The organism is Streptomyces sp. NPDC029836 (assembly GCF_055574495.1).
In genome coordinates, this window is sequence record NZ_JBVHZI010000004.1 from 302967 (window position 1) to 321313 (window position 18347).

Annotated in this window: 14 protein-coding genes; 4 read left to right on the forward strand and 10 right to left on the reverse strand. The window is 73.9% G+C overall.

What is annotated here, in order from left to right; all coding sequences use genetic code 11:
• Nucleotides 1-176 precede the first annotated feature (176 nt).
• From pdhA to ACZ4XJ_RS15105, 3 genes are read left to right on the forward strand one after another with little or no spacing between them, the layout of a single operon-like run.
• Nucleotides 177-1313 (forward strand): pyruvate dehydrogenase (acetyl-transferring) E1 component subunit alpha, encoded by a 1137-nt coding sequence (gene pdhA, locus ACZ4XJ_RS15095; RefSeq protein ID WP_468496414.1) that lies wholly within the window; start codon nucleotides 177-179, stop codon nucleotides 1311-1313.
• Between the two features lie 35 nt (nucleotides 1314-1348).
• Nucleotides 1349-2317, forward strand: a complete 969-nt coding sequence (locus ACZ4XJ_RS15100) for an alpha-ketoacid dehydrogenase subunit beta (protein ID WP_362875466.1) — start codon at nucleotides 1349-1351, stop codon at nucleotides 2315-2317.
• Nucleotides 2317-3648 (forward strand): dihydrolipoamide acetyltransferase family protein, encoded by a 1332-nt coding sequence (locus tag ACZ4XJ_RS15105; RefSeq protein WP_362875185.1) that lies wholly within the window; start codon nucleotides 2317-2319, stop codon nucleotides 3646-3648. Before ACZ4XJ_RS15100 ends, ACZ4XJ_RS15105 begins: the two co-directional genes overlap by 1 nt.
• 289 nt (nucleotides 3649-3937) lie before the next feature.
• Here the strand turns inward: ACZ4XJ_RS15105 and ACZ4XJ_RS15110 are convergent, their stop codons facing one another.
• From ACZ4XJ_RS15110 to ACZ4XJ_RS15155, 10 genes are all read right to left on the reverse strand, one after another.
• On the reverse strand, nucleotides 3938-4915 hold the full coding sequence (locus ACZ4XJ_RS15110; protein WP_362875186.1) for an NAD(P)H-quinone oxidoreductase: 978 nt from the start codon (nucleotides 4913-4915) through the stop codon (nucleotides 3938-3940).
• A 114-nt stretch (nucleotides 4916-5029) separates the two neighbouring features.
• Complete coding sequence (locus ACZ4XJ_RS15115) at nucleotides 5030-6130, reverse strand: potassium channel family protein (RefSeq protein WP_362875187.1); 1101 nt, start codon at nucleotides 6128-6130, stop codon at nucleotides 5030-5032.
• A complete protein-coding gene (locus ACZ4XJ_RS15120; RefSeq protein WP_468496415.1) occupies nucleotides 6118-7407 on the reverse strand; it encodes a molybdopterin molybdotransferase MoeA in 1290 nt (429 codons plus the stop codon). The genes ACZ4XJ_RS15115 and ACZ4XJ_RS15120 overlap by 13 nt, the downstream gene beginning before the upstream one ends.
• The gene (locus tag ACZ4XJ_RS15125) at nucleotides 7404-8315 is read right to left on the reverse strand and encodes an NTP transferase domain-containing protein (RefSeq protein ID WP_362875189.1); all 912 of its coding nucleotides are present in this window, start codon (nucleotides 8313-8315) and stop codon (nucleotides 7404-7406) included. Before ACZ4XJ_RS15125 ends, ACZ4XJ_RS15120 begins: the two co-directional genes overlap by 4 nt.
• 581 nt (nucleotides 8316-8896) lie before the next feature.
• The gene (locus ACZ4XJ_RS15130; protein WP_281211160.1) at nucleotides 8897-9436 is read right to left on the reverse strand and encodes a bacterial proteasome activator family protein; all 540 of its coding nucleotides are present in this window, start codon (nucleotides 9434-9436) and stop codon (nucleotides 8897-8899) included.
• Nucleotides 9437-9542: 106 nt separating this feature from the next.
• Complete coding sequence (locus ACZ4XJ_RS15135) at nucleotides 9543-12299, reverse strand: ABC transporter permease (protein WP_468496563.1); 2757 nt, start codon at nucleotides 12297-12299, stop codon at nucleotides 9543-9545.
• A gap of 101 nt (nucleotides 12300-12400) precedes the next feature.
• Entirely contained in the window at nucleotides 12401-13144 is a 744-nt protein-coding gene (locus ACZ4XJ_RS15140; protein ID WP_468496416.1) for an ABC transporter ATP-binding protein, read from the reverse strand.
• A 24-nt stretch (nucleotides 13145-13168) separates the two neighbouring features.
• Nucleotides 13169-13843: a PadR family transcriptional regulator gene (locus ACZ4XJ_RS15145; RefSeq protein WP_362875191.1), complete on the reverse strand. Its 675-nt coding sequence runs from the start codon at nucleotides 13841-13843 to the stop codon at nucleotides 13169-13171.
• 95 nt (nucleotides 13844-13938) lie between these two features.
• The gene (locus ACZ4XJ_RS15150; RefSeq protein ID WP_468496417.1) at nucleotides 13939-14451 is read right to left on the reverse strand and encodes a hypothetical protein; all 513 of its coding nucleotides are present in this window, start codon (nucleotides 14449-14451) and stop codon (nucleotides 13939-13941) included.
• A gap of 309 nt (nucleotides 14452-14760) precedes the next feature.
• Nucleotides 14761-16425, reverse strand: coding sequence for a protein kinase domain-containing protein (locus tag ACZ4XJ_RS15155; RefSeq protein ID WP_362875193.1), 1665 nt, complete (start codon nucleotides 16423-16425; stop codon nucleotides 14761-14763).
• Nucleotides 16426-16663: 238 nt separating this feature from the next.
• Here ACZ4XJ_RS15155 and ACZ4XJ_RS15160 point away from each other — a divergent pair, with 238 nt between their 5' ends.
• Nucleotides 16664-18280: a protein kinase domain-containing protein gene (locus ACZ4XJ_RS15160; protein ID WP_468496418.1), complete on the forward strand. Its 1617-nt coding sequence runs from the start codon at nucleotides 16664-16666 to the stop codon at nucleotides 18278-18280.
• The last annotated feature ends 67 nt before the right edge of the window (nucleotides 18281-18347 follow it).

An 18347-nucleotide genomic window follows, 5' to 3' on the forward strand; every position in this document is an offset into this window, starting at 1 on the left:
CCCGATGCCTCCCTCTCCTGGACGTCCTGCACCCATCCCACGGCCCCGGCGCCAGTTTGTCCACAGCCTGGAGCCGCCTGTAGCCAAATTGCCCGGACAACCGAACAATCGGTTGGTGAGGGGCCTCACATCCGGGGCACTCCCTGCCCGCTTCCCACGAGGAGGTGTACGCCGCCATGACGGTCCAAGAGCTGCCCGGTGCCGGTGCGTCCCACCGTGTAACCCCGCCGCCCGCCTGGAGGCCCCGTACGGACGCAGCGGCGCTGCTTCCGGACCCCGAGCCGTACCGGGTGCTGGGCACCGAGGCGGCCGACCGCCTCGACCCGGCGCTGATGCGCCGGTACTACGCCGAACTCGTGCGCGGCCGCCGCTACAACGCGCAGGCCACCGCGCTGACCCGGCAGGGCCGTCTCGCCGTGTACCCGTCCACCGTCGGCCAGGAGGCCTGCGAGATCGCGGCCGCGCTGGTCCTGGAGGAGCAGGACTGGCTCTTCCCGAGCTACCGGGACACCCTGGCGGCCGTGGCCCGCGGTCTGGACCCCGTACAGGCGCTCACGCTGCTGCGGGGCGACTGGCACACCGGGTACGACCCGCGCGAGTACCGGATAGCCCCGCTGTGCACCCCCCTCGCCACCCAGCTGCCGCACGCGGTGGGCGTCGCCCACGCCGCCCGGCTGCGCGGGGACGACGTCGTCGCGCTGGCCATGGTCGGTGACGGCGGCACCAGTGAGGGCGATTTCCACGAGGCGCTGAACTTCGCGGCCGTCTGGCAGGCCCCGGTGGTCTTCCTGGTCCAGAACAACGGCTTCGCCATCTCCGTCCCGCTCGCCAAGCAGACCGCGGCGCCCACGCTGGCCCACAAGGCCGTCGGCTACGGCATGCCCGGCCGACTGGTCGACGGGAACGACGTCGCGGCCATGCACGAGGTCCTCACCGAGGCCGTCCAGCGAGCCCGCGCCGGCGGCGGACCCACCCTCATCGAGGCCGTCACGTACCGGATGGAGGCCCACACGAACGCGGACGACGCGACCCGCTACCGCACCGACGCCGAGGTGGAGGCCTGGAAGGCGCACGACCCGGTGGAACTGCTGGAGCGCGAGCTCACCGCCCGCGGGATCCTCGACGAGGACGGCATCCGGGAGGCGCGCGACGCGGCCGAGGCGATGGCCGCGAACCTGCGCGAGCGGATGAACGCCGAACCGGTCGTGGACCCGATGGACCTGTTCGCGCACGTCTACGCGGAGCAGACCGGACGACTGCGCGAGCAGGCCGACCTGCTGCGCGCCGAACTGGAAGCCGAGGAAGAGGCGTGAGCACGGTGGCACAGCGGGCGGTGAAGCCCGCGACGATGGCGCAGGCCCTCACCCGGGCCATGCGCGACGCGATGGCCGAGGACCCGACCGTCCACGTGATGGGCGAGGACGTCGGGGCGCTCGGCGGGGTCTTCCGGATCACGGACGGCCTCGTGAAGGAGTTCGGCGAGGACCGAGTGACGGACACCCCGCTCGCGGAGGCCGGGATCCTCGGCACCGCGGTCGGCATGGCCATGTACGGGCTGCGGCCGGTCGTGGAGATGCAGTTCGACGCGTTCGCGTACCCGGCCTTCGAGCAACTCATCTCGCACGTCGCGAAGATGCGCAACCGCACCCGGGGCGCGATGCCGCTGCCGATCACCATCCGCGTCCCGTACGGCGGCGGCATCGGCGGCGTCGAGCACCACTGCGACTCCTCCGAGGCGTACTACGTCGCCACGCCCGGTCTGACGGTCGTCACCCCGGCGACCGTCGAGGACGCGTACGGGCTGCTGCGCGCATCGATCGCTAGCGACGACCCGGTGGTCTTCCTGGAGCCCAAGCGGCTGTACTGGTCGAAGTCGCCGTGGTCGCCGGACGCCCCGGACGAGGTCCCCGGGATCGGGAAGGCGCTGGTCCGCCGGGCGGGCACGAGCGCCACGCTGATCACCTACGGGCCGTCGCTGCCGGTCTGTCTGGAGGCGGCCGAGGCGGCCCGCGAGGAGGGCTGGGACCTGGAGGTCGTGGACCTGCGCTCGCTCGTCCCGTTCGACGAGGACACGGTCGTGGCCTCCGTACGCCGGACCGGGCGCGCGGTCGTGGTCCACGAGGCCGGCGGCTTCGGCGGACCGGGCGCGGAGATCGCCGCCCGCGTGACGGAGCGGTGCTTCCACCACCTGGAGGCGCCCGTGCTGCGCGTGACGGGCTTCGACATCCCATACCCGCCGCCGATGTTGGAGAAGCACCACCTGCCCGGTGTGGACCGGATCCTGGACACCGTGGCCCGCCTGCAGTGGGAGAACTGATGCCGCAGGTACTGGAGTTCAAGCTGCCCGACCTCGGGGAGGGGCTCACCGAGGCGGAGATCGTCCGCTGGCTGGTGGCCGTGGGCGACGTGGTCGAGATCGACCAGCCGGTCGTCGAGGTCGAGACCGCCAAGGCGATGGTCGAGGTGCCCTGCCCGTACGGCGGCGTGGTCACCGCGCGCTTCGGCGAGGAGGGTACGGAACTCCCGGTCGGCGCCCCGCTGATCACGGTGGCCGTCGGTTCGGGCACCATGCCGGAGCCGGAGCCGGCGGAGCAGTCGTCCGGGTCGGGCAACGTGCTGGTCGGCTACGGCACGGACCACTCCCGGCCGGCGCGGCGCCGTCGGGTCCGTCCGGCGGGTGCGGCGCAGGCCGCTCCGGCGGAGGTGGTTGTGGCCGCTCCGCAGGCCGCCCCGGCGGTCGTGGCCGCGGCCGCTCCGGTGGTCGCCGGCGGGCCCGTTCCGGTGATCTCGCCGCTGGTGCGCAAGTTGGCCCGGGACAACGGGCTCGACCTGCGGGCCCTGCACGGATCCGGTCCGCAGGGACTGATCCTGCGGGCCGACGTCGAGGCGGCCCTGGCGGGCGCGCCCACGCCGTCCGTCACGTCCGCGGCGCCCGTCGCGGCGGCCCGACCCGCCCTTCAAGGCGAGCGGATCCCGCTCAAGGGACTGCGCGGGGCCGTCGCCGAGAAGCTCTCGCGCAGCCGGCGCGAGATCCCCGAGGCCACCTGCTGGGTCGACGCGGACGCCACCGAACTGATGGCGGCCCGGGCCGCGATGAACGCCGTGGACGGGCCGAAGATCTCGGTGCTGGCGCTGCTCGCCCGGATCTGCACGGCCGCGCTCGCCAAGTACCCCGAGCTCAACTCCACCGTCGACCTGGCGGCGAACGAGATCGTCCGGCTCCCGGCCGTGCACCTCGGTTTCGCCGCGCAGACGGAGCGGGGGCTGATGGTCCCGGTCGTCCGGGACGCGCAGGACCGCAGCCCGGAGTCCCTGTCGGCCGAGTTCGCCCGGCTGACCGAGCTGGCCCGGGCGGGGAAGCTGGCACCGTCCGACCTCACGGGCGGGACGTTCACGCTGAACAACTACGGGGTCTTCGGGGTCGACGGCTCCACGCCGATCATCAACCACCCCGAGGCGGCCATGCTCGGCGTGGGCCGGATCATCCCCAAGCCGTGGGTGCACCAGGGGGAGCTGGCCGTGCGCAAGGTCGTCCAGCTGTCGCTGACCTTCGACCACCGCGTCTGTGACGGCGGCGCGGCCGGCGGTTTCCTGCGGTACGTCGCCGACTGCGTGGAATCCCCGTCGGTGCTGCTGCGCAGCCTCTGATCGGAGACCTCCACCGCGAGGTCTCCACCGCGAGGTCTCCGCCGCGACGCCTGCGGTGCGAAGCCTCCGCCGCGAGGACTGCGGCGGTACGAAGCCTCTGATCCGAGGCTTGCGATCCGCAGCCCCGGGCCGCCCGTCCTAACCGGGCGGCCGGGGCCGCGGCCGAGGACTCCCGGGGCGGCGGCCCCGGGAACACGGCCGGGCGGGACCCCCACCCCGCCCGGCCGTACCACCCGTTCCGCCGCGCGTCCGAGTTCCGCCCGTCCGAGGCGCAGGACGCGTTCCGGCCCTACACGGTCAGCAGCAGCTTGCCGACGTGGGCGCTGGACTCCAGCACCCGGTGGGCCTGCGCCGCCTCGGCCATCGGGAACGTCGCGTGCACCACGGGGCGCACCCGCCCCGCAGCCACCAGCGGCCACACGTGTTCGCGTACGGCCGCGATGATGGCGGCCTTCTCCTCCAGCGGCCGGGTCCGCAGCGAGGTGGCGGTGATGGCCGCGCGCTTGGCCAGCAGGGTGCCCAGGTTCAGTTCGGCCTTCACGCCGCCCTGCATCCCGATCACGGCAAGTCGCCCGTTGACGGCCAGCGCGTCCAGGTTCCGCGCCAGGTACTTCGCGCCCATGATGTCGAGGATCACGTCCGCGCCGGCGCCGCCGGTGGCGGACCGCAGCTCCTCCACGAAGTCCTGCTCGCGGTAGTCGATGAGGATGTCCGCGCCCAGCTCCGCGCAGCGCGCGAGCTTCTCCTTGCCGCCCGCGGTCACCGCGACCCGTGCGCCGACCGCCTTGCCGAGCTGGATCGCCATCGTGCCGATGCCGCTGGAGCCGCCGTGCACGAGCAGGGTCTCGCCGGGACGCAGCCCGGCGACCATGAACACGTTGGACCACACCGTCGCGACGACCTCCGGCAGCGCGGCGGCCGTCACCAGGTCGATGCCCGCCGGCACGGGCAGCAGCTGCCCCGCCGGGACGGCCACCCGCTCCGCGTAACCGCCGCCGGACAGCAGCGCGCACACCTCGTCGCCCACCGACCAGCCGGACACGCCCGGCCCGAGGGCGGCGATGCGGCCGGAACACTCCAGGCCGGGGTAGGGGGAGGCGCCGGGCGGAGGATCGTAGAAACCCTGCCGCTGGAGGACGTCGGCGCGGTTCACGGCGCTCGCCGCGACCGCGACGATCACCTCCCCCTCGCCGGCCACCGGATCGGGTACGTCGGCCCGGACCAGGGCCTCGGGGCCACCGGGCTGCTCGATCGTGATCGCATGCATGGCCCGGAGGCTACGCGAAGGCGCCCCGCGACGGCAGGACGCCGCCGCGTACGACCCGGCGCGCGGCCCCGGCACCGACCCGGCACCGACCCGGCGCGGACCCGTCCGGGGGGCCTACTCCACCGGGCCGAACGTCACATTGGGCGAGAGCGGACGCGTGGCGCGCACGATGCTGATGACCCGGTCCGTCAACTGGAGCGGGCTCGCGTGCGGGTCGTCGTAGGCGAGCAGACGGTGGCCGCGCAGCACGCTCACCACCAGGTCGTCGGTCTCCCGCACGCTGCGGCCCACCTCGGACTTGTTGACGGGGCGTTCGATCAGGTCGAGGCCGCTGCCCTGCTGGATGAGGTCCTCCATCACGGTGCCCGCGCTCGGGCTGAGCACCGACAGCCCGAGGAGCCGTCCGGCCGCGCTCGCGCTGGTGATGACCGCGTCCGCGCCGGACTGCTTCAGCAGCGGCGCGTTCTCCTCCTCGCGGACCGCCGCGACGATCTTCGCGCCCCGGTTGAGCTGGCGTGCCGTCAGCGTCACCAGGACCGCCGTGTCGTCCCGCTGGGTGGCGATGACGATCTGACGGGCCTTCTGGATCTCCGCGCGCAGCAGGACGTCCGAGCGGGTGGCGTCGCCGACCACACCCGTGAGCCCCTCCGCGTTGGCGGTGTCGATGACCTTGGCACTGGGGTCGACGATGACCACCTGTTCCCGGCTGAGGCCCGTGGCCAGCAGGGTCTGCAGCGCCGAACGGCCCTTGGTACCGAAGCCGACGACGACCGTGTGCTCGCGCAAGTTCTTCCTCCAGCGACTCAGCCGCCATTCTTCCCTGGTGCGTTCGGTGAGCACTTCCAGGGTGGTGCCGACCAGGATGATCAGGAACAGCACCCGAAGCGGGGTGATCAACAGGACGTTGACCAGCCGCGCGGTGTCGCTGTGCGGGACGATGTCGCCGTAGCCCGTCGTGGACAGGGTGACGGTCGCGTAGTAGACGCAGTCGAGGAGATCGACCGACCCGTTCGCGTTGTCGTGGTACCCCTCGCGGTCGAGCCAGACGATCAGAACCGTCAGACAGAGCACGAACAGGGCCATCAGCAGCCGCCGGCTCACCTGCCGTAGCGGCTTCTCGACGACGCGTTTGGGCAGCTTGATGCGGCGCGAGACGAGTTTTTCGTCCGCGCCGCGCGCCATGGCGTCCTGGCCGTGAAGTTTCACGTGAAACATCCCCCCGAAGCCCAGGGCAGGTCGAGGATTTCGAGGTCCTGCCCGGATCGTGCGCCGTGCGGCGGTACGACGGCCAGCGCGTCGGCGGCGGCCACGCCGCGCAGCATCGCCGGGCCGTTGTACCGCAGCGGCACGGCATGTTCGTCGGTCAGCAGCACCGGCACGAGCCGGGTGTCGTGCGGGTGGCCGGGCACGTCCCCCTGCACCGGCGCGGTGTAGCGCGGCCGCTGCCGGCGGCCCGCGAGGGCGCGCAGCAGGGGTTCGGCGAGGGTCAGCAACCCGGAGACGGCCGCCAGCGGGTTGCCGGGCAGGCCGACGACGTGCCGCCCGTCCGCCCGGTCGCCGATGCGGGCCAGCAGCATCGGGTGCCCGGGGCGCACGGCGACCCCGTCCACGAGCAGCTCGGCACCGGCGCGGGCCAGCACCGGGTGTACGTGGTCGACGGGACCGGACGCGGTGCCGCCGGTGGTGATCAGCAGGTCCGCGGAGGAGCCGGCGACGGCCTCGTACAGGGCCTGCGCCCCGGCCGGGTCGTCCCCGAGCCGGCGCGTACCGGTGACCTGCGCCCCGATCCGGGTGAGCCAGGGGCCGAGCATCGGGCCGAGGGCGTCGCGGATCAGTCCGTCGTGGGGTCGGCCCTCGGCCAGCAGCTCGTCGCCGAGGACGAGCACCTCGACGCGGGGCCGGGGCCGGGTGACCAGCTCGTCGTACCCGGCGGCCGCGGCGAGACCGAGGACGGCGGGGGTGACGAGGGAGCCGACGGGCAGCAGCAGGTCCCCGGAGCGGCACTCCTGGCCGCGCGGACGGATGTCCTGGCCGGTGCTGACGGCCCGCTCGGCGTGCAGTTGGGCGCCGACCTCGCGGACGTGCTCGCTGCGGATCACGGCGCTGGTGTCCGCCGGGACGCGGGCGCCGGTGGCGATCCTGACGGCCTCGCCGTCGGCGAGCGGAGCCGGCGGCTCCGTCCCGGCCAGGACCCCGCCGGGGCGGGTCCGCCAGGGGCCGGGTCCGGCGACGGCCCAGCCGTCCATGGCGGAGGTGTCGAAGGACGGCAGGTCGCTGAGGGCCTCCAGGGGGGCCTCCAGCACCTCGCCGAGCGCGTCGGGGAGCGGTACCCGGTGGCTGCGGCCGCGTACGCCCGAGCCGGCCCGGACGGCCGCCGCTCGGGCGTGCGGCCAGGCCGTGGCGCGGTGGCCTCCGGCGTCGCCGGCCCGGGCATCGCGGCTGACCAGGGCAAGGGCTTCGTCCAGGGCGCCGTCGGCGTCGGTACGGGTCATCCTGAGCCGCTCTCCTGGGGATCGGCGGGGCCCGCCTCGGCGGGCTTGGCGTCGGCGGGCTTGCCGTCGGCGGGGGTCGCTTCGTCGGCCCAGCGCAGGGCCAGCTCGGCGGTCTTGCGGCAGGCGTCGAGGACGGCCTGCGCCGGGTCGGCGCCCTGCGCCTCGGCGCGGGCCGCCGCGTAGCCCACGAGGAAGGTCGTCAGCGGAGCCGCGGGCCGGGCGACGCCGTGGGCGGCGTCACGGGCGAGGTCGAGCAGGGCCGTGACGTCGACGTCGACGTCGATGCCGAGCTCGTTCTTGGCGGCGTTGATCCATTGCTCCAGCACGGTCCCATGCTCCCTGATCCGGGCCCGGGCCGACGCCAGGTCCTCCCAGGTGTCGCAGTCGAAGGAGGCGAGGGGTGCGGTGGCGGTGACGGAGGTCAGGTCGAGCTCGGCGGTCAGGGCGCGCAGTGGCAGCCCGTTGAGGGTGCCGTGCTCGGTGGCGAGCAGGGCGATCTCGCGGCGCAGGGGCTCCGCGCGGTAGGCGGCGACCAGCGGCTGGTCCCGGCCGTCGGGGTCCCGGAGCAGGGCCCCGTCCGGCCCGTCGGCGGTCAGTAGCGCGCGGACGGTGTCCCGGTCGAGGAAGGGCAGGTCGGCGGAGAGTACGAGGACCAGCCCGGCCGTCGTGGCCCGCAGCCCGGCGTCCAGCGCGGCCACGGGGCCGCCGCCGGGCGGGTTCTCCCGGGCCCAGCGCACCGGGCGGGCCGTCGCCCGGCGGCCGCCGACCACGACGGTGGTCCCGGCGTCGGCGCACGCGTCGAGGACCCGGTCCAGCAGGGCGCGGCCGCCGACGCGCAGGCCCGGCTTGTCGGCCCCGCCGAGGCGGCGGGCGGCGCCGCCGGCCAGGACGATCGCGTCGTAGGTCATGCCCTTGAGTATGGGGGCCGGGGGTTGTCCACCGGCGGCGTGGGGCCGCGCCTCAATCGCCGGCGGGGCTGGAGGGGGTCGGGGGTTTCCGGGCGCCGCCCGGACCCGCGCCTCAAGTGTTGGCGGGGCTGGAAGGGGGTGACCGGGCCTGTGCCGCGTGGGGGCGGTGGGGTCGGGGGTTTCCGGGCGCCGCCCGGACCCGCGCCTCAAACGCCGGCGGGGCTGGGTTGGTCGCTGCCCGGGCCCGCGCCTCAAGCGTCGGTGGGGCTGGAAGGGGGTGACCGGGCCCGTGCCGCGTGGGGGCGGTGGGGTCGGGGGTTTCCGGGCGCTGCCCGGGCCCGCGCCTCAAACGCCGGCGGGGCTGGGTTGGTCGCCGCCCGGGCCCGCGCCCCAAGCGCCGGCGGGGCTGGGTTGGTCGCCGCCCGGGCCCGCGCCCCAAGCGCCGGCGGGGCTGGATCGGGCGCCGCCCGGGCCCGCGCCTCAAACGCCGGCAGGGCTGGGGCGGGGGGATCGGATCGCGCCCCCGCAGAGTGGTGGCGGGCTCGGGGCCTGGGGCTCCGGGCCCGCCGGGTGGGGCGGGGTTAGAGGTACGGGCCGGAGCGGACCGCGCCGTGGGGGCCGTCCTCGTCGTCCTCGTGCGATCCGCCGGGCGGCAGGGCGCGGCGCATCTGCTCCAACTGGGCCCGCGCCGCCATCTGCTGCGCGAACAGGGCCGTCTGGATGCCGTGGAAGAGGCCCTCCAGCCAACCCACCAACTGTGCCTGCGCGATCCGCAGTTCCGCCTCGGAGGGAATGGCCTCCTCGGTGAACGGCAGGGACAGGCGCTCCAGTTCCTCGACCAGTTCCGGTGCGAGGCCGTCTTCGAGCTCCTTGACGGAGGCGGCGTGGATGTCCTTGAGCCGGACCCGGCTCGCCTCGTCGAGAGGCGCGGCGCGTACCTCTTCCAGGAGTTGCTTGATCATGCTGCCGATCCGCATGACCTTGGCGGGCTGTTCGACCATTTCCGTCACCGGGACCTCGCGCGACTCGTCATCGGCGCCGCCGACCGCCATCCCGTCCTGTCCCACGATCAGGACGTTCGGGGGGCTGTCCTGCGACCGTTCACTCCTCGGCATCTCCATGCCGTCATTCTCTCGCACACCTGCGTACTCACACGGTGTGCCCCCGCGGGAGCGTGATCCACCCTGTCCGGGGGCCGGAACATAGGCCCGGCCCCCGTCGCGGGGGTCAGCCGGCCTCGCGGCGGGCCAGTGCGCCGCTCGAGCGGGTGACCAGCGCCGCGAGCAGCGCCGCTCCCAGCGGGACCACGATCAGCAGTCCGGCCAGCGTGGGCCAGGGCACGGCGATCGGCACGTACAGCTCGGTGTCCTGCACCGTGGCCCAGCCCCTCTCGATGCCGTTGCGGATCAGGCGTTCCTGTTCGCGTTCCTGGGTGAGCCGCAGCCCGACCGCCGGCAGGATCCCGGCGGCGGAGCCGAGGACCACGCCCATCAGAGCGACCACCCCGCACTGGAAGCCGCTCAGGGTGCGTCGCACGCGCGGGGCCGCGCCGACCGCCGCGAGCGTCTTCAGGTCGGCCTCGGCGTCGGCCTGCGCGAGGCCGGTGGCGATGCCGGCCGCGCCGATGGTGATCAGCCCCGCGAAGACGGTGAGGACGAGGACGCCGAGGGTGCTCTCCTTCTGGTAGCCCTCCTCGATCCTGAACCGGGCGTCGGCGCCCATCCGGTCGATCTCCCCGTCGAGCGTCTGCCGCTGCGCGCCGGTCGCCTTCCCGTCGAGGCTGAACCAGGCGCCGACGGGAGCCGTGGCGAGGCCCGCGTTCTTCGCGGCGGCCGGCGGTACGACCAGTCGGATGCCCCAGGCCTCGGCGGGACGCGGGGCCGTGTGGACGGCGAGCACCGTGTCCCGGCCGGGGACTTCGGCGTTCTTCCCGGCTGCCTCCTCTACGGCGGCCTGGTCGGTGACGACCCGCAGGGTGATCTTCCCGTCCTTCACGTCGTGCGGTTCGAAGGAGACCGGCCGGCCCTCCTTGAGGGCGGCGGTGGATCCGGGGTCGGTGACCGCGAGGACGGTCATCAGCTTCTCGTCGGCGATGACCACATCGGGCGCCGAGAAGTGCGTGCGCGGTGCGCACCGCGAGTCCTTGCGCAGTTCACGGGCCTGCGCCGGGGTGAAGGAGTCGACCCCGCCGGGTGCTTCGAGGAGCGGGCAGCGCTGTTCCTTCGGGGTGATGAGTTCGACGCGTCCGCAGGTCAGGTCGGAGTCGCGCATCTCGCAGTTCGGGTTGCCGACCACGAAGCGGTCGACATCGGCCCGTACGGCGACCGGCAGCGTGCTGCTGAGGGTGGCGCGCAGGGCCGGGACGTCCTTGTGCCCGGTGTTGTCATTGGCGGTCAGGGTCCCGACGTTGGCGGGGAGTTCGGCCACGTACTCGTGCCGGGCCTGTACGTCACGACTGTGCTCGTAGGTGGAGACCGCCACGGTGCCCGCGACGGCGGCCAGTACGGCGGCCACGGCCGGCGCGGTACGCCCCCGGTTGCGGACGGCGTCGCGCAGCGCGAGCCGCGGCGAGAGCGGCAGCAGGCGTCCGAGCCGCCCGAACAAGCCGACGAGGAGCGGGGTGAGGGCGACGACGCCCAGTTCGGCGATGGCGCTGCCCCCGGCGACGACGGTGGTGCTGACCTGGCGGGTCGCTCCGTAGAGGACGATCGCGGTGCCCCCGGCCACGGCGGCGAGGCCGACGAGGGGCAACACCCGGTTGGCGCGGCGGACGCCCCGACGGCCGGTCAGGGAGGCCAGTACGGTCTGTCGGGAGGCGGTGACGGCGGGCACGACCGCCGCGAGGAGCCCGGTCAGCACGGCGAGCAGGGCGATGCCGAGCAGTTCCAGCGGGCGGACGTCGAAGCCGCCGAAGCGGGCGCCGAGCTGCTGTTCCAGGACGGGCCGCAGCCCGACGGTGAGGGCCACACCGACCGCGGTGCCGATCACGGCCGCGACGGCGCCGATCACGAGGCCGCCGGAGAGCACGACGGCCCGGATGTGCCGCCGGTCGCCGCCGTTGGCGCCGAGCAGCCCCAGCTGGCGGCGCGAGCGCCGGGCGCCGACCGCGAAGGCGGGCCCGGCGAGCAGGCACACCTCCAGCATGGTCAGGCCGATGACGGTGGCCAGGACGGCCCGCTCGGTGAGGGTGCCGCCCGTGCCGGTCAGCTCGAACTGCTCCTTCGGCGCCTGGCGGAACAGCGGGACGTCGGAGTCGGCGGGCGGGTTCAGCGCCACGGCGCGGGAACGCACGAGCGCGCCCTTGGTGTTGGCCTCCTTGACCATGTTCCACGTGAAACCATCGCCGCCGACCGAGACCAGGTACGAGGTCCGCTCGGTCACCCCCGGCGCTCCGGTGGCCTGGAGCGCCTTGTTCAGCGGGGCGAACAGGGTGCCGGGGAGGGCGAGCAGCTCCGTGGTCCGTAGCGCGGAGGGGAGCTCGTACGCCCCCACCACCTTGTACGCGGCCGGTGAGCCGCGCGGGGTGACCGAGGAGCCGACGTACAGCCCGGAGGCCTTCAGGAAGGCGTTGGTGGCGACGACCTCCCCCCGCCCGGAGGGCAGTCGGCCGCGGTCGAGCGTGATCAGGCCCCGGGTCAGCGGGTCGTGCACGTCCAGCTCGCGCAGTTCGGTGGCGAGGAGGCCGTGCGCGGTGTGCACCTTGGTGTGGCCCGAGGTGTCCTGGACGGACCGGGCGCCCGCGGGGACCGAGGCCTTCAGCGGCTGCGCCTGCGGCTGCTTGCCCGGCCGGTAGGCGTCGTAGCCGCCGACCGGCGCGTAGTGCTCGCCGTCCGGGTGCTGGAACACGGCGGCGTCGACGTGGGATTCGGTGATCCGGGCGTCGGCCGCCCCGAGCTCGCGGGTCAGGGTCTGTTGCGGGGAGAGCTCGCCGCTGCGCAGGGCGAGGTCCGCGGCGCTCACGCCGACGATCGGCAGGGCGATCATCGACAGGACGAGGGCGCTGCGGCCCTTGGCGCGCCAGGCGTCGCGACGGGCGATGCGCAGGGCCGCGACCCAGGGGTGGAACCAGGAACCGAACGGGGAGGTCACAGGCCGGCCGCCCGCCCCGAGAGCAGCGAGTCGGCGCCGCTGCGCAGGGTCTCGTCCACGACGGTGCCGTCGCGCAGGAAGACGACCCGGTCCGCCCAGGCGGCGAAGCGGGGTTCGTGCGTGACCAGGATCCCGGCCGCGCCCGCGTCGCAGCGGTTGCGCAGCAGGGCCAGTACGGATTCACCGGTCTCGGAGTCGAGGGCGCCGGTGGGCTCGTCGGCGAGGACCAGTCGGCGGTCGCCGACCAGCGCGCGGGCGATGGCGACGCGCTGTTGCTGGCCGCCGGACATCTCGTCGGGGAAGCGGTGGGCGAGCTGCGCGAGGCCCATCTCCTCCAGCGCGGCGATGGAGGCGACGCGGGCCCTGCGGGCGGGGACGCCGTCGAGTTCGAGGGGCAGCGCCACGTTCTCGGCCGCGGTGAGGGCCGGTATCAGGTTGTAGTCCTGGAAGACGTAGCCGATGCTGCGCCGGCGCATGGCGGCGAGTTGTTTGCGGCTCGCGGTGGTGATGTCGAGGCCCTCGACGAGGACCCGGCCGCTGGTCGGGGTGTCGAGGCCGCCCGCGAGGGTGAGCAGCGTGGACTTGCCGGATCCGGACGGGCCCATCACGGCGACGAGTTCGCCGGGGTGGACGACGAGGTCGATCCCGCGCAGGGCGTGCACCTCGGTGGCGCCGCTGCCGTGGGTGCGCACGAGCCGGTCCAGTTGGAGTACGGGTTGCGTGGTGTGCTGGTCGGGCATGAGGGTTCCCCCTTGGAACGGTGGTCAGCCCCGCCGCGGTCGGGCGGTACGGGGCCGGCCGGCGGTGGCGCCGGCGGTGGGCTCGGTGGCGGGCTCGTCGGTGGCGGTCCCCGGCGGAGCGGGGGCGGCGGGCCCGGCGGGGGTCCGGCCGGCCTGCTGGGAGAGCCGTACGAGCCGTGCCTCGGAGTGGTCGAGCCAGCGGGCCTCGGCCTCGGTCTGGAAGATCAACTGCTCCAGGACGAGCAGCCAGGCGAGGTCGTCGCGTTCGTCGGCCTCGCCGCTCTCGATGGCGCCGAGGGCCCTGGCCTTGAGCCGGGTGTAGTCCTGCATGGCCCGCACGGTGGCGTGCCGCTGGGACTGGATCACGGCGCGGATGTCCACGCCGGGGGCGCCGACGGCCATGGCGAGCTTGATGGACAGCTCGTCGCGCGGCGGGTTGGTGCGGTCGACGGGGCGCTCGTACCACTCGCGCAGTTCGGCGCTCCCGGTGTCGGTGATGGCGTACAGGGTGTGTCCGGCCGCGTCCTCGCCGCCGGGGGCGACGAGTCCGTCGCGCTCCAGGCGGCCGAGGGTGGTGTACACCTGCCCGACGTTGAGGGGCCAGGTGGAGCCGGTGCGGGATTCGAATTCGGAACGCAGTTGGGAGCCGTACCGGGGGCCCCGTTCCAGCAGGGCGAGAAGACCGTGGCGAATGGACATACTCAGTATGTATACCGAGTATGCCCTTGCTCGCAAGGACCCCCGGGAGGATCCGGGGGTGGTCACGGGCCCCGAGGAGGCCGGTTCCGGGGCGGTCAGCGGCCGCGCCGCAGCCGCATCCCCATGAAGCCGAGGCCTAGTCCCATCAGGGCCAGCCCGGTGCCGAGCGGCAGTATGTGGGCGGCCAGATCGGCGGCCCGCTCGTTCGGCCCGGTGCCGATCGCGGTGACGGAGGACGGCGGCCGCGCCGCGGCGGGCGGCCGCGGCTCGGGCGCGACCTCCGGAGGGAGGACCGGCTCGCCGGGCGGCGGCTGCGCGGGCCGTACGGGGTGCGCGGGCCGGACGGGGTGGACCGGCCGCAGCGGACGCGACACCGGGGCCACGTCCACGGAGGCCGGTTCGCCGACCGGGCGCCCGGGCCGCTCCCGCCCCTCCCCGGCGGCGCTGCCGGCGAGGTCCTCGCGGGGCCCGCCGTCGGCGTCGGTGGTCCGACCGGCGACGGTGGCCGCGGCGACGTCGAGGGCGGCGCTCGCCGGCGCCGTGACCAGCAGCGCGGCGGCGAGCGCGGCTCCGGCCGCCCAGTGCGGGACGCGGAGGCGATGAGTCACGGGGAGCCCCTCCCGTTCCGGTTGACCGAGGAAGCGGAAACCGAGATCCGGCAAAGCGGAAGACCGAGGACCGAGCGGCGGAGCGGCGGAGCGGCGGACGGGCGGGCTAACGGGCGGCCGAATGACCGGGCCGACGGCGGCAGGTTCGTGCTCAGATTTACATAGTGGGGCAAAAGCGGCATCCCGGGCCGCCCATCGGGGTGGCCCGGGATGCCGGGTGTGTCGTGCGGGTCGCCCGGGAAGCCCCGGACCGACCGTCTCCTCCTACGGGTCCTCCCGCGGGTCCTGCTACGGGTCCCTCCGCGGGTCCTACTGCGGGTTGCCGCTGGAGACGATCAGCTTGAACTCCGTGTCGTCCTTCGCCACGTCGTCACCGGCCGCGGGCAGCTGCTCCAGGACGGTGTCCTGGCCGTAGACCGCCTCGTCCCGCGTCTCGATCTCGTAGCGCCAGCCGGCGGCCTGGAGGCACTCCTTGACCGAGCGGAGGTTCTTGTACCGCAGGTCGGGCGCGATGACCTTGTTCGCGTCCTTGTAGGCCTTGGACGGCTTCTTGCACTTCTCGACGTCGATCGTGCGCGAGGTGTCCGGCCCCTTGAAGCCCGCCTTGGCGGACCCGGACGCGGACGCCGACGCGGAGGCGCTCGGCCCCGGGCCGGCCTGCGGGTCCTCGTCCTTGCCGTTCATCGAGAGCGCCGCGATCAGACCGCCGACGGCCAGCAGGGCCACGACGATCGCGCCGACCACGACCGGCGTGTTCCGCCGGCCACCGCCCGAGCCGCCCGTCGCGCCGCCCTGGTGCGACGGGGAGATGGTGAACGGCGCCGGCGTCTGCGGCGCGTACTGCTGCGGCGCCGGCGTGTGCACGCCCTGCTGCGGGTACGCGTACCCGCCCTGGTGGTGCTGCGGCGGGGGCGTCGGCGCGTACGGGGACGGCGCCTGGTAGGGCTGCTGGAGCGACTGCGGCGGCGGGGCCTGGAACCCGGAGTCGACGGGCGGGAACACGGCCGAACCCACGCCGGCGCCGCTGCCCCCGGTGACGGCGCCGGGCACGATCGCCGGCGCGCCCGTCCGACCGGCCGACAGCACCCGCAGCAGGTCGTCGCGCATGGCGGCGGCCGTGGGGTAGCGCTCGTTCGGGTTCTTCTTCAGCGCCCGGGCGACGAGCGCGTCCATCGCCGGGGTGACCGCCCGGTTGATGGTCGACGGAGCCACCGGCTCCTCCTGCACGTGCGCGTACGCGATGGCCAGCGGCGAGTCCGCGTCGAAGGGGATCCGCCCGGTCAGCAGCTGGAACAGCATGATGCCGACCGAGTACAGGTCGGAACGGGCGTCCACGCCACGGCCCAGGGCCTGCTCCGGGGAGAGGTACTGCGGGGTGCCGACGACCATGCCGGTCTGCGTCATCGAGGTGACGCCCGACTGCATGGCGCGGGCGATGCCGAAGTCCATCACCTTGACGACGCCGCGCTTGGTCATCATCACGTTGCCGGGCTTGATGTCGCGGTGGACCAGCCCCATCTCGTGGCTGGTCTCCAGCGCGGCCAGCACGTCGGCCGTCACCTTCAGCGCCCTGTCCGCGGGCATCGCGCCGTACTGGCGGATGTCGGCCTCCAGGGCGGAGCCCAGGGGCTGACCTTCCACGTATTCCATGACGATGTAGGGCATCACGGTGCTGTCGCCGCCGCCGGAGCCGCCGAAGACGACTTCGCCCTCGCCCGTGTCGAAGACCGAGACGATATTGGTGTGCGACAGTTTCGCAACAGCCTGCGCCTCACGGCGGAACCGCTCGCGGAAGGACGCCTCGCGCCCCAGTTCGCTGTGCAGGGTCTTGATCGCCACCTGCCGGTCCAGCGCGGAGTCGTACGCGAGGTAGACCGACGCCATGCCGCCCTCACCCAGCAAATCCCTTAGCTGGTAACGGCCGCCGGCCAGAGAGCCGCCTGCGTACCGGCCCTGTGTGCCGTCCTGGCTCATGACTGTTGCTTCCCCTCGGGCTGCGTCCCCACGCGTCCGGCTGAGCGCATGTGGCGCCCAGTCTGCCGGAGGGCAAGCACACGTCAAGCCAGGTACCCGTTCCGTGACCACGGGGGCACGCGCCGCCTTCGTCCGGACGGTGACCGGTTCGGAGGCTGTAGCGTTCGTCGGAGCACCCGATGAGGACCCGATGAGGACCCACCGCTAGAGCGGACGAGAGAGACGACGGCGAGGACTGATGGCACCCGAACCCGAGGGAAACGGCGCCGGGATGGCCGACGGTCCTGAACATTGGGGCGCGGGCGGCATCGTCGGGGACGGCCGCTACCGGCTGACCCACCGCCTGGGCCGCGGCGGCATGGCTGAGGTCTTCGCCGCCGAGGACGTGCGCCTGGGCCGTACCGTCGCCGTGAAGCTGCTGCGCGCCGACCTCGCCGAGGACCCGGTGTCCAAGGCCCGGTTCACGCGCGAGGCCCAGTCCGTCGCCGGCCTCAACCACCACGCCGTGGTCGCCGTGTACGACTCGGGCGAGGACCGGGTCGGACCGAACGTCGTCCCCTACATCGTGATGGAGCTCGTCGAGGGCCGCACCATCCGCGACCTGCTGATCAGCGCCGAGGCCCCGGGCCCCGAGCAGGCGCTGATCATCGTCTCGGGCGTGCTGGAAGCCCTCGCGTACTCCCACCAGCACGGCATCGTGCACCGTGACATCAAGCCCGCGAACGTCATCATCACCAACACCGGCGCGGTGAAGGTGATGGACTTCGGCATCGCCCGCGCCCTGCACGGCGTGCAGTCGACGATGACCCAGACCGGCATGGTCATGGGCACCCCGCAGTACCTGTCGCCCGAACAGGCCCTCGGCAAGGCCGTGGACCACCGCAGCGACCTGTACGCGACCGGCTGCCTCCTCTACGAACTCCTCGCGCTGCGGCCCCCCTTCACCGGCGAGACCCCGCTCTCGGTGGTCTACCAGCACGTGCAGGACGCCCCGGTGCCGCCTTCGCAGCTGCCCGAGGGCGGTTCGATCCCGAAGGAACTCGACGGCCTGGTCATGCGGTCGCTCGCCAAGGACCCGGACGACCGGTTCCAGAGCGCCGAGGAGATGCGCGGACTCACCCAGTACGCGCTGCAGATGCTCCAGGAGCAGGGCGCGAACACCGGCACCTGGAACACCGGTCCGGTCACCATGTCCCTCCCGCACGGCCAGCCCGGCTCGCCGACCACGGCGATGCAGGCGAACGGCAACGGTGGCCAGTTCCCCTCGCACTCGACGACCTCGCAGTTCCAGCAGCCGATGGTGCCGCCGCTCAACCCGGACGACGGCTCCGCGTTCCCGGGCGGCGGCGGTCACGGCGGCCCGGGCGGCGGTCAGGGCGGCTACGGCGGCTACGGCGAGCGTCCGCGCGGCGGGCGCTGGAAGATGATGCTGTTCGCGCTGGTGGCGGTGCTCGCCATCGCCGGCGGTGTGGCGTACGCGTGGAAGAACGTCAGCGAGAACAACAGCAACAAGGACAAGACCCCGAGCACGAACCAGAGCTCGCCGGGCGCCTCGCAGAGCAAGCCGGGGGAGACCAGCCCGGAACCCGAGTCGAGCCCCTCGGCGCCGTCGACCTCGAAGACGTACGAGGAGACGTACGCGCCGAACCCGACCAAGAGCAACAAGTTCACGCCGAGCACGGGCCCGACGGCGAGCGCCAGCACGAGCCCGACCCCGACGGCGAGCAAGACCACGCCGGTGGACCCGACACCCCCCACGAAGGAGCCCCCCACGAAGGAGCCTCCGACGACGGAGCCTCCGACGAAGGAGCCGACGGACCCCGTCACGGGCGGCCCGGCGAACCCGGTCGAGTAGGCACCCGAACGCATCCGAAGTACGCGAAAGGGCCCGGCGGAACCAATTCCGCCGGGCCCTTTCGCGT

Excerpts from the sequence above, each read along its gene's own strand:
- pdhA (WP_468496414.1), top strand. The coding sequence starts at position 177 with ATGACGGTCCAAGAGCTGCCCGGTGCCGGTGCGTCCCACCGTGTAACC.
- ACZ4XJ_RS15100 (WP_362875466.1), top strand. The coding sequence starts at position 1,349 with ATGGCGCAGGCCCTCACCCGGGCCATGCGCGACGCGATGGCCGAGGAC.
- ACZ4XJ_RS15105 (WP_362875185.1), top strand. The coding sequence starts at position 2,317 with ATGCCGCAGGTACTGGAGTTCAAGCTGCCCGACCTCGGGGAGGGGCTC.
- ACZ4XJ_RS15110 (WP_362875186.1), bottom strand. The coding sequence starts at position 4,915 with ATGCATGCGATCACGATCGAGCAGCCCGGTGGCCCCGAGGCCCTGGTC.
- ACZ4XJ_RS15115 (WP_362875187.1), bottom strand. The coding sequence starts at position 6,130 with ATGTTTCACGTGAAACTTCACGGCCAGGACGCCATGGCGCGCGGCGCG.
- ACZ4XJ_RS15120 (WP_468496415.1), bottom strand. The coding sequence starts at position 7,407 with ATGACCCGTACCGACGCCGACGGCGCCCTGGACGAAGCCCTTGCCCTG.
- ACZ4XJ_RS15125 (WP_362875189.1), bottom strand. The coding sequence starts at position 8,315 with ATGACCTACGACGCGATCGTCCTGGCCGGCGGCGCCGCCCGCCGCCTC.
- ACZ4XJ_RS15130 (WP_281211160.1), bottom strand. The coding sequence starts at position 9,436 with ATGGAGATGCCGAGGAGTGAACGGTCGCAGGACAGCCCCCCGAACGTC.
- ACZ4XJ_RS15135 (WP_468496563.1), bottom strand. The coding sequence starts at position 12,299 with ATGATCGCCCTGCCGATCGTCGGCGTGAGCGCCGCGGACCTCGCCCTG.
- ACZ4XJ_RS15140 (WP_468496416.1), bottom strand. The coding sequence starts at position 13,144 with ATGCCCGACCAGCACACCACGCAACCCGTACTCCAACTGGACCGGCTC.
- ACZ4XJ_RS15145 (WP_362875191.1), bottom strand. The coding sequence starts at position 13,843 with ATGTCCATTCGCCACGGTCTTCTCGCCCTGCTGGAACGGGGCCCCCGG.
- ACZ4XJ_RS15155 (WP_362875193.1), bottom strand. The coding sequence starts at position 16,425 with ATGAGCCAGGACGGCACACAGGGCCGGTACGCAGGCGGCTCTCTGGCC.
- ACZ4XJ_RS15160 (WP_468496418.1), top strand. The coding sequence starts at position 16,664 with ATGGCACCCGAACCCGAGGGAAACGGCGCCGGGATGGCCGACGGTCCT.